15 protein-coding genes are annotated in these 12,257 nt (G+C 35.4%); 14 read left to right on the top strand and 1 reads right to left on the bottom strand.

What is annotated here, in order from left to right; translation table 11 throughout:
• Positions 1 to 38 precede the first annotated feature (38 nt).
• Positions 39 to 707 (top strand): hypothetical protein, encoded by a 669-nt coding sequence (locus Q0R51_RS08225; RefSeq protein ID WP_122025725.1) that lies wholly within the window; start codon positions 39 to 41, stop codon positions 705 to 707.
• Between the two features lie 88 nt (positions 708 to 795).
• On the opposite strand, the gene Q0R51_RS08220 is transcribed toward Q0R51_RS08225, so the two are convergent.
• Entirely contained in the window at positions 796 to 1,518 is a 723-nt protein-coding gene (locus Q0R51_RS08220) for a GntR family transcriptional regulator (RefSeq protein ID WP_294758008.1), read from the bottom strand.
• A 185-nt stretch (positions 1,519 to 1,703) separates the two neighbouring features.
• Here Q0R51_RS08220 and Q0R51_RS08215 point away from each other — a divergent pair, with 185 nt between their 5' ends.
• The 13 genes from Q0R51_RS08215 to Q0R51_RS08155 all read left to right on the top strand — a co-directional run bounded on the left by Q0R51_RS08215 (position 1,704) and on the right by Q0R51_RS08155 (position 12,134).
• The gene (locus Q0R51_RS08215) at positions 1,704 to 2,699 is read left to right on the top strand and encodes an SIS domain-containing protein (protein ID WP_110445669.1); all 996 of its coding nucleotides are present in this window, start codon (positions 1,704 to 1,706) and stop codon (positions 2,697 to 2,699) included.
• Positions 2,700 to 2,922: 223 nt separating this feature from the next.
• Positions 2,923 to 3,345 (top strand): PTS sugar transporter subunit IIA, encoded by a 423-nt coding sequence (locus Q0R51_RS08210; protein ID WP_046324424.1) that lies wholly within the window; start codon positions 2,923 to 2,925, stop codon positions 3,343 to 3,345.
• The gene (locus Q0R51_RS08205) at positions 3,342 to 3,812 is read left to right on the top strand and encodes a PTS sugar transporter subunit IIB (protein WP_046324425.1); all 471 of its coding nucleotides are present in this window, start codon (positions 3,342 to 3,344) and stop codon (positions 3,810 to 3,812) included. The genes Q0R51_RS08210 and Q0R51_RS08205 overlap by 4 nt, the downstream gene beginning before the upstream one ends.
• A gap of 15 nt (positions 3,813 to 3,827) precedes the next feature.
• Positions 3,828 to 4,622 (top strand): PTS sugar transporter subunit IIC, encoded by a 795-nt coding sequence (locus tag Q0R51_RS08200; RefSeq protein ID WP_294758004.1) that lies wholly within the window; start codon positions 3,828 to 3,830, stop codon positions 4,620 to 4,622.
• Positions 4,623 to 4,633: 11 nt separating this feature from the next.
• Entirely contained in the window at positions 4,634 to 5,470 is an 837-nt protein-coding gene (locus tag Q0R51_RS08195) for a PTS system mannose/fructose/sorbose family transporter subunit IID (RefSeq protein WP_046324427.1), read from the top strand.
• Between the two features lie 42 nt (positions 5,471 to 5,512).
• Positions 5,513 to 6,490: an SIS domain-containing protein gene (locus Q0R51_RS08190; RefSeq protein ID WP_046324428.1), complete on the top strand. Its 978-nt coding sequence runs from the start codon at positions 5,513 to 5,515 to the stop codon at positions 6,488 to 6,490.
• 93 nt (positions 6,491 to 6,583) lie between these two features.
• Positions 6,584 to 7,561 (top strand): SIS domain-containing protein, encoded by a 978-nt coding sequence (locus Q0R51_RS08185; protein WP_046324430.1) that lies wholly within the window; start codon positions 6,584 to 6,586, stop codon positions 7,559 to 7,561.
• Between the two features lie 15 nt (positions 7,562 to 7,576).
• Positions 7,577 to 8,281 (top strand): GntR family transcriptional regulator, encoded by a 705-nt coding sequence (locus Q0R51_RS08180; RefSeq protein WP_046324432.1) that lies wholly within the window; start codon positions 7,577 to 7,579, stop codon positions 8,279 to 8,281.
• 11 nt (positions 8,282 to 8,292) lie between these two features.
• Complete coding sequence (locus Q0R51_RS08175; protein ID WP_046324434.1) at positions 8,293 to 8,769, top strand: PTS sugar transporter subunit IIB; 477 nt, start codon at positions 8,293 to 8,295, stop codon at positions 8,767 to 8,769.
• A 5-nt stretch (positions 8,770 to 8,774) separates the two neighbouring features.
• Complete coding sequence (locus Q0R51_RS08170; protein ID WP_046324435.1) at positions 8,775 to 9,563, top strand: PTS sugar transporter subunit IIC; 789 nt, start codon at positions 8,775 to 8,777, stop codon at positions 9,561 to 9,563.
• Positions 9,553 to 10,368 carry a PTS system mannose/fructose/sorbose family transporter subunit IID gene (locus Q0R51_RS08165; RefSeq protein ID WP_294757998.1) on the top strand — a complete coding sequence of 272 codons (816 nt, stop codon included), beginning with the start codon at positions 9,553 to 9,555 and terminating at the stop codon, positions 10,366 to 10,368. Before Q0R51_RS08170 ends, Q0R51_RS08165 begins: the two co-directional genes overlap by 11 nt.
• A 120-nt stretch (positions 10,369 to 10,488) precedes the next feature.
• Complete coding sequence (locus Q0R51_RS08160; RefSeq protein WP_046324437.1) at positions 10,489 to 11,547, top strand: SEC10/PgrA surface exclusion domain-containing protein; 1,059 nt, start codon at positions 10,489 to 10,491, stop codon at positions 11,545 to 11,547.
• 71 nt (positions 11,548 to 11,618) lie between these two features.
• Positions 11,619 to 12,134: a GNAT family N-acetyltransferase gene (locus Q0R51_RS08155; protein WP_174795222.1), complete on the top strand. Its 516-nt coding sequence runs from the start codon at positions 11,619 to 11,621 to the stop codon at positions 12,132 to 12,134.
• The last annotated feature ends 123 nt before the right edge of the window (positions 12,135 to 12,257 follow it).

Raw genomic sequence — 12,257 nt, 5'->3', positions numbered from 1 at the left:
AAACATATTATGGATTTTTATTTAAGGAGAGAATTTTTTTGAAGGTAAAATCTATTTTAGTTAAATCAGCAGCAGTAGCAGCATTATCTGCTTCTGGAGTTGCAGTTATAGGCAGCGTTGCAACTAGCGACGTTCAAGCAGCTACCGTTGAAAATGATGCAGCAGTTGTAACTGTTAACTATGTTGATGGTAATTCAATTCATGTTTGGAACAGTTATAAACACCCTAAGGCTACTGGTCAAATTTTACCAAGTAATTCTTCTTGGAAAGTCATTAAGACTGCTTATGACAAAAAGGGTCACAAGTGGTACGACTTAGGCAAGAACCAATGGGTTAAGGCCAAATACGTCAATAAAGGCTATCATCCGGCAAATGAATCTCAAAATACAGCGGTAACCAGCAGTCAGACTGAAAACAGTACGGTTGCAAATAACACTGAGTCAACTTACGCTACTAATTTAAATTACACTACTGCTTCAACTGACTCAGAAGCAGGAGCAAAGGCATGGATTGCCAGTCGTGAATCTGGTGGCTCATACAGTGCGCAAAATGGTCAGTACATTGGTAAATACCAACTTTCTGCCGCATATCTTAACGGCGACTATTCAGCCGCTAATCAAGAGCGTGTTGCTGACAACTATGTTGCTGGTCGCTATGGCTCATGGGCAGCAGCTAAACAATTCTGGCTTGCTAATGGTTGGTACTAATTAGTTAGTCTAAAGTTAAAACAGAATATTTATAAAAGTAAGCAGACACTAGTAGAAAACACTAGTATCTGCTTTTTTGATTTGAAAATTAATGGTTAACTGCATAGGTAAACTTATCGCTGCGGATAATTTCTTGAGTAATATGTAACGGAAAATTATGATCATCATAAACTAGATCTTTAATCCGCATTAATGGTGTTTTTTCGTCAACATTAAGTAAGAAGGATTCTTCTCTATTAGCGAATGCAATTTTAAAAGTCTTCTTTCCTTTTCCAGGATTAATGTGAAATTTCTTTCGTAAAATCTTGTACAGTGGCATATCAAGATCTTCATCTTTAATAGCACTATATTTAGGAGCCAGCCAAATCCATTCAAGACAGAAAGGAATATCATCGATATACCGCAAACGTTTAATTTCAATAATTTGTTGTTGGGCATTAGTTTGCAGAAATGTATTTTGCTCATCATCACCAGTAATACTCTTGATACTAATTAAACGATTGGAGATTTTTTTACCCGTTTTTGCAGCACTGTCTGTCAAGCTAGAAAACTTTTGATTCTGAGTTTCAATTTCGTTTCTTTTGTCGGACACAAAAGTTCCCTTGCCAGGAAGCTTAATTAAATAATTCTCATCACTTAATACTTTAAGAGCTTTTCGAACAGTGGTACGACTGACAGAAAACTCTTTTTGCAGCTCCATTTCAGAAGGTATTTTTGTGCCTATTTGATATTTATTTTCTGCAATTCTGTTTTTTATGATCTTTGCCAGGTCAATATATAATGGCATATGATTTTCTGATTTTTTTAACATGTTTTTTTCTTTCTTGAATATTATTATTTGTATTATAACAAAAGCTGATTGATTAAGCACCAGTATCTATTTTGTACCAAATAAAGATACTGGTATTTTTAATATTCCCTTTACTTTATAAATAAAGCGCTTTATAATTTGTAAATGAAGATACATGTATCATTTTTAAATACAGGAGAGTAAAAATGAAGATACAAGATGAAGTTAAACAGACTGTCAAAAAAGCTGTTAACAAAATGGAACACGAAGGAGGTATTAAGCAAGTAATTTGGATAGGCGCCGGTGGTTCGTTCGGTGGCTTTTATGGCGCTAACTATTTCTTACATCAAGAATCAAAAAAGCTATTTTCCAGTATGTATACTAGTGGGGAATTTGTTTATGCTCCGCCAAAGAATTTAGACCAAAATTCATTAGTAGTTTTATGTTCTATGAGAGGAACCAGTGAGACGATTGATTCTGCTAAAGTTGCTAAAGAACATGGTGCAACCACTATAGCTCTGTATGTTGATGAATCCGACTTGGTAAAAGTTTGTGATTTTAAAATAAAATATGAAAGTTTAGCTTTAGATGAAAGCAGGCTTGAGCGTGTAAATGGCAGTATTGGGTTATGCATAGCAATGAATTTGCTCCAAGAAGTTGAAGGCTATGATGATTTTGAAACAGCGATGAAGACTTTTGATTTACTTGATCCTATTTATCGTAAGGCAGTTGATTACACTACTCCTTTGGCAAAAGAATGGGCAGAGCTAAATAAAGATCAAAAAACTATTTATGTTATTGCCAGTGGTCCAGCGTATGGTGCAGCTTACGTTTTCTCAATTTGCAATATAGAAGAAATGCTGCAACTGAATTCACCAACCATTCATAGTTATGAATTTTTTAATGGTCCTTTTGAAGTTACAGATAAAAGCAAGTCAATTTTTCAGCTATTGGCCACAGGCAAAACCAGGCCTGAAGATGAGCGTGCTCTTAAATTTGAACAACGGTTTGGCGGCAAAAAATTATATGTATTAGACGGTAAGGAAATAGGGTTAGATGATATCAAGCCCGAAGTTTCTCCGTATTTTAATCACCCGATTTTTTCATCTATTCTAAATAATGTTTATATGAGGGAACTTTCTTATGCTACCCACGAAAGCTATGAAACTCGTAGGTACATGTGGAAAGAAGATTATAAATAATCATTTTAGACGTGAAATGATTATAGGTGCTTGAAGGTTGTGCCATTATTTTTTAATAACAAATTTAACGAAAACGCTTTAAAAAAATAATTTTTAAAATAAAATTTAATTATTTTTGAAGAAAGCATTTACGTGATCAGATTTTTATATTATTATATCATGTATACATGTTAATACATCTTGTTAATATGCTAGTAAGTGTTTGGATTAGGGGTGAATTTTAGTGAAAATAATTTTAGTTAGCCATGGCAAGCTTGCCAAGGGAATGAAAAATACTGTTGAAATGATCGCTGGTAATCAGGATAATCTTGAAGCGTATGAAGCCTATAAAAATGGTACGAGTGATGATAGCTTTATTGGTGATATTAAGAATTCGCTTGATAAGGTTGGTGATCAGAAAGCAGTAATCATTACTGATGTTTTAGGTGGCTCAGTTAATAATGAGATGACCCAACTGTTAAAGGATCATCAAAATTTGACGGTGTTAACAGGCATGAATCTGCCTTTGGTTATAACTTTAGTTACTACAGCAGATTCCGGCCTAACCCAAGAGAGTATTGAAGAGGCTATTAACGAAGGACAGAAAGGAGTTTTGTCGATAAATAAGTTAATGACTGAGGATGACGATGAAGGAGATTTATTATGATAAAAGTAATTAGAGTTGATCACCGATTATTGCACGGACAAGTCATTTTTTCATGGACCAAGTTTGCGAATATCGAAAGAGTAATTGTAATTGATACAGCTACAGCAAATGATGATTTTAAGAAAATGTCCTTGAAACTGGCTAAGCCAGAAGATGTTCGTCTAAACGTTTTTAGCGTCGATAAAGCAATTAGTAAAATTGACCAGATTAAGGCACTAAAAGATAATATTATGTTGCTTTTTGAAAACGTAGCGGAATTGAGTAAATTTATTGCTGCATATGGATCTGTAGATGAAATTAATTACGGCTTAATTCCTTCTAAACCAAATGCAAAACGCTTTAGTAATGCTATTTATTTAACTCCAGAAGAAGTTAAGCTTACTAAAGAAATGTGTGATAAGGGTATTAAGATCAGCATGCAACAAGTTCCTTCAGCTAATAAAGAACTTCTAAATAATATTATTTAGAAAGGGAGGTAAAAAATGTTTTGGAAAGCATTAGTAGTCGGCTTGGTTGGTGTATTCGCCATGTTCGACTCAAGATTGCTTGGGCGTGAAAACTTTGAGCAGCCATTAATAGTGAGTACACTTGTTGGCTTAGTACTGGGAGATGTTTCGAAGGGATTGATGGTTGGTGCGACACTAGAGCTAGTTTCAATGGGAATAGTTCAAGTAGGTGCTGCCGTTCCCCCAGATATGGTTTTGGGGTCAGTCGTAGCTTCAGCTTTTGCTATTTTGTCACATACCAGTGCACAAGCTGCGTTAACTGTAGCTTTGCCAGTAGCCGTTTTGGGGCAACTGGTAGCCATAGTTATCAGAATGCTGTTTTCATCTTTTAATCAGTTAGTTGAAAATGCAATTGATGCAGGCAAATTCAGAAAAGCGCGAAGCTACCACATAGTATATGGACCAATTATTTATGGTTTGTTATATTTTGTTCCAGTATTTTTGGCAATTTTCTTAGGTACAAACGTTGTTACCAGTTTTGTTAAGATGATTCCAGATTGGCTAACTAATGGTTTAACTTTGGCAAGTAAGATTTTACCAGCATATGGATTTGCACTTTTGATGTCAACTATGATCGATAAAAAGAATGCAGTTTATTTGTTCCTAGGATTCTTTATTGCTGCATACGGTAAGATGACAGTTATTAGTGTAGCTATTTTTGCAGTTATTTTCGCTATTATTCTTAACAAATTTATGACTAATAACGGCAATAATAGTTCTGGATCAAATTCATCAGGTAGTGACGACCTAGATGATTTGGAAGAATTATAGGAGGACAAATTATGACCGAACAAAAGCATACAGATAAACAGCTACGTCATAGATTTTGGCAATTCTTCTGGAGATCGTGGGCTATTCAGACATCTTGGAACTATGAAAGTCAAATGAACATGGGTTTCATGTATGGGATGGCACCAACAATAGATGAAATTTATGGCGAAAAGCCGGATACACCTGAAAAACTCCAAAAGAAAAAAGAGGCATATCATCGTCATATGGCCTTCTTCAACTGTACACCACAGTTAACCTCGTTTGTTCTGGGATTATCTTCTGCAATGGAAGAAGAATATGCAGCCAATCCAGATACATTCGATCCTGATTCAATTAACGGTGTAAAAACTTCATTAATGGGTCCTTTATCAGGTATTGGTGATTCCTTCTTCCAGGGAACAATTAAAATTATTGCCTTTGGTCTGGGAATCAACATGGCTCAACAGGGAAACATATTTGGGCCAATTTTGGCAATGATTATTTCCATCATCCCTTCAGTTATTGTTACTTATTGGGGCGGTAAATGGGGTTATCTACAAGGTAAAAAGAATATTCAGCGTCTTATTAGTAACGGTACCATTAACAGAATCATGTCTTTGATGAACGTAATCGGGCTAATGGTTATTGGAGCAATGGTGGCAACAATGATTGGGATAACGACACCAATTAAATTTGGTAAAACTTTTGTTTTACAAAAGACATTAGATTCAATTTTCCCACAAATGTTATCTCTTGCATTCACCTTAGGTATGTTTTACCTAATCAAAAAGAAGGTTAATACTGCTTGGATTATGGTCATCTGCATTTTTGGCGGTATTCTACTTAGCGTATTAGGTATTTTTAATTAGTTGTTAGTAATTTTTTATAATAATAAGGAGATTATATAAATTATGGATTTTGAAAAAGTTAAATCTATTGTAAGTGATATTAAGGAAAAACAACCTGATATTGATCGTGTAATGTTTGTTGGCTGTGGTGCTTCAATGGCTGACTTGTATCCAGGCTATTACTTCGTTTCGCATGAAAGTACTAAACTGCTTTCCTCAATTCATACTGCAAATGAATTTAACTATGATACGCCAAAAGGAGTGGGAGAACATACTATTGTAATAACTGCTTCTCTTGGAGGTACAACTCCTGAATCAGTAGCTGCAACTAAAAAGGCTAGAGAATTAGGTACTCACTTAATTACTTTATCAATGGCAGATGATTCACCTATTATTAAAGAAACAGAATATAAAGTTATTCATGGCTTCCACGAAAATTATGCTGCTAAAACTGAAAAAATGTCATATTGCTTAGCCTTTGCTATTGAAATTGTTAAGCAGTTTGAGGGTTATCAGTTTTACGATGAAGCTGTTGCAGCTTTCAACGGCATGCCTGATTTGATTGAAAATGCAGTAAAATCAGTTGGTCCATCAGCAAAAGAATTTGGTGAAAAGTACAAAGATGAAAAGAAAATTTTTGTACTAAGCAGTGGTGCATCACTTGGTGTTGCATATTCAACAGCATCATTTTTGTTTATGGAAATGCAATGGATTGCTGCTCCAACAGTTCATTCCGGTGAATATTTCCATGGCCCATTTGAACTTACCGAAAAGGATGCACCGTATCTATTATTCATGAATGATGGTAGCACTCGTCATCTTGATGCCCGTGCTTTGACATTCTTACAAAGATTTGATGCACAAGTAACAAATATTGATGCTAAGGATTATGGTCTTAATGAAGTTGCTGGTGAAAATGTAATTGATTACTTTAACCCAATGATTCATACTGGTGTAATGCGTGTTTATGCTGAAGAGCTTGCTAAGGCTAGAAAGCATCCACTAACCAAGCGTCGTTATATGTGGAAACTTACTTATTAATAGAAAAGAGTTTTAAAAGGATTCTATGAAAGTAGAATCCTTTTATATTAAATAGTCATATTAAAATTTAACATAATTTAGGAGTTCAAAAATATGGATAGCAATACTGTAAACAAAGTTGTTAAAGATGCCTTAAATCATAATCAGGGAAAAATAAATAGTATTTATTTTACAGCTTGTGGTGGTTCGTTAGTTGATTTATATGTTTCAAAATATTTTCTGGAAGCGGAAGCGAAGAAAGTAACTACAGGCTGGTATACTGCAAACGAATTTGTACATGTAACTCCAGCAAAATTAGGTAAAGATTCGATCGTGTTCGTTTGCTCACACAGTGGCAACACACCCGAAACAGTCGAAGCAGCTAAGGTTGCACAAGAGCATGGAGCTTTTACTATTGGCTTGACGTTTAATAAACAGGCAGATTTGCTTACTTATTCTGACGCTAAAATAATTTATGAATGGGGTAACGAAGCTGAAGTAGTCAATAATCCGATGGCAATAACGCTGCACGCCACCGCAAAATTATTACATGGAATTGAAGACTACCCTTATGTCGATCAATTTGAGGACGGCTTTAAGAAAATAGATACAGTTGTTGCTAATGCTATTGATCAAGTTCAACCACGGACAAAAGCTTTTGCCCAAAAGTATAAAGATGAGGAAATGTTTTACGTATTGGGTAGTGGTCCTTCTTTTGGTCACGCATATGGTTTTGCTATCTGTTCTTTGATGGAAATGCAATGGTTAAATGCTTCAGCAATTCATTCTGGAGAATACTTCCATGGTCCATTTGAAGTCACAGATAAGAACACCCCTTATATTCTAATTAAGAGTTTAGGAAGAACTCGAGCTCTTGATGAAAGAGCACAAACTTTCTTAGAGAAATATGCAGAAAAAATAGAAATTGTTGACGCTAAAGAGCTTGGCTTGGACATGATAGATGACAAGGTTTCAGAGTACTTTAATCCAATTTTGTTCTATACTATTCTTTGTGAATATAGATCAAAATTAGCTGATGTACATAATCATTCATTGGATGTTAGAAGGTACATGGGCAAAGTTAAATATTAAGGATAGTGATGACACTTGGCAGCAACAGGTTCTTTATATTCTCAAGTAATGGAAAAAATCAAGCAAAAAATTATTACAGGCGAGTATCCGACAAATAGTAAATTGCCAAACGAATTTGAATTAAGTAAGCAATTTAATGTTAGTCGCGTGACATTACGCAAAGCTATTGCTGGCCTGGCTGAAGATGGCTTAATTGAAAAAATCCACGGTGTGGGTACATTTGTCCGCAAGCCACGCAAGGTAAAAAGGATTATTAGTTCTGCTTCAGCTGAAAGCTTTTCACAAACAGCTGCAAAGGCTGGGTTTAAAGCTAATGCAAAAGTAATTAAAATTAAAAAGGTTGAAACACCTGAAAATTTGAAAACTACTTTGAAAACCAAAGTTGCTCTCTATGTTGAACGGGTATATGCAGTTGAAGATGAACCTGTAATGCTTGAACGCAATTATTTTCCTTTACCACGATTTACTGGGCTGGAGAAAACCGATCTAAGTAAATCTCTATACCAAATTTTACGCAGGCAATATCATATTAAAGAATTAAAATCACGTGATATGGTTATTAGTGTTGCTTTAGCGAGTCTCAGCGAAGCTAGAGTCTTAAAAAAATCTGTTGGTTTTCCTTTGTTGTTACTACAAGTGTGCGTTGAAGATGAAAATAACAATATAGTACACGCCGGAAAACACTATATAATTTCCGACAGGTATGAATTTCACGTATGAGGAAAGAAAAAGTGATTAATTTTTTTAGAGTAGATCACCGCTTACTTCATGGTCAAGTAGCACAAGCATGGTACGGTGCTACTGGAGCTAATTGTATTTTAATTGCAAATGATGAAGTTGCTGGTGATCAATTAAGAAAAAACGTAATGAAGCTTGCCAAGCCGGCAGGCGCAAAATTAGTAATTCAATCAATTGCTAAAAGTGCAAACTCGATTAACAGCGGGGTTACAGATAAATATCATGTTTTTGTAGTAGTCGCCAGTATACATGATGCTTATCGACTATTGCAGAAATTAACGGTCAATATCAAAGAATTAAATTTAGGTGGTACCAGCCCGTCTGCTGAAGCAGAATCATTGTCTGCTGCTGTTGGCGTTACGCCACAAGATAGAAAAGATTTACGAAAGCTACAAGAAAAGGGAATGGAAATATTCATTCAACAGGTTCCTTCAGAAGCAAAAAAAGTCGTAAATTTTAGAAAGGAATAGTGCACATGTTTTTAGAAACAATTCTAATTGGAATAGTCGCACTATTTGGTTATGGTGAGTACTTTCTGACTGGACGTGGTATGGTGGCCAGGCCTATCGTCATGGGACCTTTAACCGGACTAGTATTAGGGGACTTATCTACCGGTATTAAAATAGGTGCGGCTTTAGAATTAGCTTATATTGGAGTAGTGGAAGTTGGAGCATCTGTGCCGCAGGATATGGTCTCCGCTGGAGTCTTAGGGACCGTTTTTGCTATTTCAACTGGGAAAGGCACTTCGGCGGCATTGGCTTTTGGTTTGCCTCTTTCTATGTTGGTTTTATTAGTGCAAAACTTTGCTTATGTTGCCGTTTGTCCTTGGTACGTCAAAAAATGTGATGATTATGCCAAAGCTGGGGAGCCAGACAAATTAAGTAGAATGTCATTTTGGGGTGGAACCATAATTAATTTTGTTCCCTCAGTAATATTAATTATGTTAGCCTTCTATTTTGGTAATAGTTTTTCTAAAGAAATAGTTGCTGCTATTCCGCAGTTCGTTCAAGATGGGTTAGTCGTTGCCAGTGGTATTTTACCTGCTTTTGGTTTTGCAATGTTATTGGAACAAATATTACGTAAAGAAATAATTCCTTTCTTTGTTATTGGCTTTTTGTTAACAACTTATCTTAAAGTACCAATAATTGGTGTTGCTTTGTTTGGCGCATCAGTCATTGCAATCATGTATTTTTACGAAAAAAAATATCAACCCAATATGGCTAACAGTCAGATAGGAGATGATGATAATGTCGATGAGTTCTAATAAAAAAATGAATAAAGTCCTACATAAGACGTTTTGGCGGACTTTTACCATGGGTGCCTCTTGGGAATACACCAGACAAATGGGTACGGGATATTGTTACGCGATGGTACCTGCTCTAAAGTCAATTTATCAAGGTGATAAAAAGCAGATGGAAATTGCTTTAGAAAGACATATGCAATTTTTTAACATTACCAACATTTTTGCACCCCTTGTTTTAGGGACTTCGATAGCAATGGAGGAGAAAAATGCTTCTTCAGCTGATTTTTCACCCGACTTAATTAATAACATTAAAATAAGTTTGATGGGACCTCTGTCTGCGGTTGGGGACTCGCTGTTTCTGTCTACTTGGAGAATTATTTGTACTGGACTTGCAATTTCACTGTGTCAAGCTGGAAATATTCTGGGGCCTATTCTATTTTTACTTGCTTACAATATTCCGGCTACATTAATTCGCTATTTTGGTTTGAAAATTGGTTATAAACAGGGATCAAGTTTTTTAAATAAACTTAGTGATACTAATATTATTCAAAATATTTCAGAAAAAGCTTCGATTTTAGGGATGTTTGTAATTGGTTCTATGGTCCCTAGCCTTGTTGTTGTTAATACACCTCTTAAAATAGGTATTGGTAAGAATGCCCAGTCTTTAACAAGCATATTAAATACTATTATGCCTAATATGTTGCCATTATTGGCTACTTTTATCATTTTTGCTATGTTGAAAAAGAAGGTAAAGGTAGTATGGATTTTAGTATCAATTGTGGCTTTTAGTATTTTAGGAACTTGGCTTCATTTCTTGTCAATATAATAAATATTACAGACTGTTTCTTAATTGAAAAAATAATTTAATTGGCAATTTTTCATAATAAGTTTAGAATTGAGTTTGTACCATAAAGAGCCAATTTAAGAGTAACTCTCGAGGAAGAATATGAAGAAAAGCAAATTTGCTATTGCCGTAGTTAATATTATTTTTTTATTTACCATTCCAGGATTAACTCTAGGCGGGACTGAACAAGTAGCAGCAGCCACTATTAAGGGCTATGTTAAAGTTAAAAAGAAGAAGAAAGTTCGCCTATATAAAATATCTGGAAAGCATTCTAATTTTTATGCAAAAGCTAAATATAGCTATCCATATAGTGCGAAGAAAAAAATTGGTAAGAAAAAAAGACCTGCTTATAAAATCGGTAACAATTCTCATTGGATTTTAGCTAAGGATGTTAAAGTCGTTAAGAAAAGTTTCCCCAGAGTATATACTCAGGCAAAAATGAAATTACCAAAAGGTTACACTAAAAGCGAATTGCTGCTCGCTTATCAAGGCAAACCTACTAAGAATTTTGTCAATGCTTCAATGCGAGGGATGAAAGCTAATGATTTCAGCCGCCTTAAAGTGTCTGAAAGTAAAGCTGATGATTTGACTCAAGTTGACTTGAATCAGCTTACACCTAAGCAAATTAGCGATCTAACTGCTTTTTCACTTCGTCTTATTAATGAAGCTAGGAGTGACCTAAATTTGTCACCTTGGGTTGAAAGTAATGGAACCGGTAAGTTAGCAGCTGATATTGCCTTGGAATATAGTAAGAATAATAAGACTATTAAAGATAGTCACTATGTTCCGGGTATTGTTCGTGCTTGCCATGCTAATGGCCTTAATCTTGATGATAATTTTGTCGAAGATATGGCCGGCTTTTATAATATTAGTCAGACAATGTCTATGACCGAATTAAAGAAAAGCGTTTATTTTGGCTTAAAACAAATGATATTTGGTTATGTTGGCAGTGGGGAAGAGGAACGATCTAACAGAAGCTACTATCAAGAATGGGAGCATGCTGGAGATTTGTTTAATACACAAGGGTCGCTTCACGATGGAGATTACAACTATTATGGCTTCAGTATTTCCCATAATGACAATGTTTGTTCTCTGCATTTTATTAGCGTTCCCACATATGTAGTTAACAGTAAAAAGTATAATAAAGGTTTTAAACCGTAAAAAACAGCCTAGTAATTGGGCTGCTTTTGTTTTACAATTATTTCTATATATTTTTAAGTAGGGTAAGAAAAATGTTAATTTATATTCGGATGGCTGAAAAAGAAGATCTTGATCAGATCATGACCATTATTGATGAAGCAAAAGCGTTGCTAAAAAAAGACGGTAATCCCCAATGGCAGAATGGCACGCCCAGTCGTGAAATGCTGACAGAAGATATAAATCTTAAGCGCGCATACTGTCTCGTAGCAAATAAGGAAATAGCTGGTGTCGCGGTCTTGCTGACAACACCGGATCCTAACTATGCTGAAATAGCTGGAGCCTGGTCTAATAACAAGGAGCAATATGCCACAATTCACCGAATTGCCATTAGTTCCAAATTTCGCGGGCAACACCTCAGCCAATTTATGATGTCCAATTTAATCTCTCGCGGGCTCATGCTTGGCATTCGTAATTTTCGTATTGATACCCACGCGGTCAATAAGCGGATGCAGGGCTTAATTAAAGGTTTAGGCTTTGAATACCGGGGGATTGTTCAGGTTGACCAAACTGAAAATGGCGCTAGAAACGCCTATGAATTAAATTTATAGCGGGAAAAAAGTTATTTTGTACTTGACTTGCAAGACACAATTTCCTATACTATTTACTGTTGAGCAATCAAGTAAAAGCTCAAATGGTATTGGGTTATAGCCAAGCGGTAAGGCACTAGTTTT

This window comes from uncultured Lactobacillus sp. (assembly GCF_946477725.1).
Classification (GTDB): domain Bacteria; phylum Bacillota; class Bacilli; order Lactobacillales; family Lactobacillaceae; genus Lactobacillus.
Note: the sequence above shows the minus strand (reverse complement) of the source record. Positions and strands in the feature narration are given on the sequence as shown.

What these genes read in the sequence shown, in the direction of transcription:
- Q0R51_RS08220 (WP_294758008.1), bottom strand. Translation starts at nt 1,518, where the DNA reads ATGTTAAAAAAATCAGAAAATCATATGCCATTATATATTGACCTGGCA.
- Q0R51_RS08215 (WP_110445669.1), top strand. Translation starts at nt 1,704, where the DNA reads ATGAAGATACAAGATGAAGTTAAACAGACTGTCAAAAAAGCTGTTAAC.
- Q0R51_RS08205 (WP_046324425.1), top strand. Translation starts at nt 3,342, where the DNA reads ATGATAAAAGTAATTAGAGTTGATCACCGATTATTGCACGGACAAGTC.
- Q0R51_RS08200 (WP_294758004.1), top strand. Translation starts at nt 3,828, where the DNA reads ATGTTTTGGAAAGCATTAGTAGTCGGCTTGGTTGGTGTATTCGCCATG.
- Q0R51_RS08195 (WP_046324427.1), top strand. Translation starts at nt 4,634, where the DNA reads ATGACCGAACAAAAGCATACAGATAAACAGCTACGTCATAGATTTTGG.
- Q0R51_RS08190 (WP_046324428.1), top strand. Translation starts at nt 5,513, where the DNA reads ATGGATTTTGAAAAAGTTAAATCTATTGTAAGTGATATTAAGGAAAAA.
- Q0R51_RS08185 (WP_046324430.1), top strand. Translation starts at nt 6,584, where the DNA reads ATGGATAGCAATACTGTAAACAAAGTTGTTAAAGATGCCTTAAATCAT.
- Q0R51_RS08170 (WP_046324435.1), top strand. Translation starts at nt 8,775, where the DNA reads ATGTTTTTAGAAACAATTCTAATTGGAATAGTCGCACTATTTGGTTAT.
- Q0R51_RS08165 (WP_294757998.1), top strand. Translation starts at nt 9,553, where the DNA reads ATGAGTTCTAATAAAAAAATGAATAAAGTCCTACATAAGACGTTTTGG.
- Q0R51_RS08160 (WP_046324437.1), top strand. Translation starts at nt 10,489, where the DNA reads ATGAAGAAAAGCAAATTTGCTATTGCCGTAGTTAATATTATTTTTTTA.
- Q0R51_RS08155 (WP_174795222.1), top strand. Translation starts at nt 11,619, where the DNA reads ATGTTAATTTATATTCGGATGGCTGAAAAAGAAGATCTTGATCAGATC.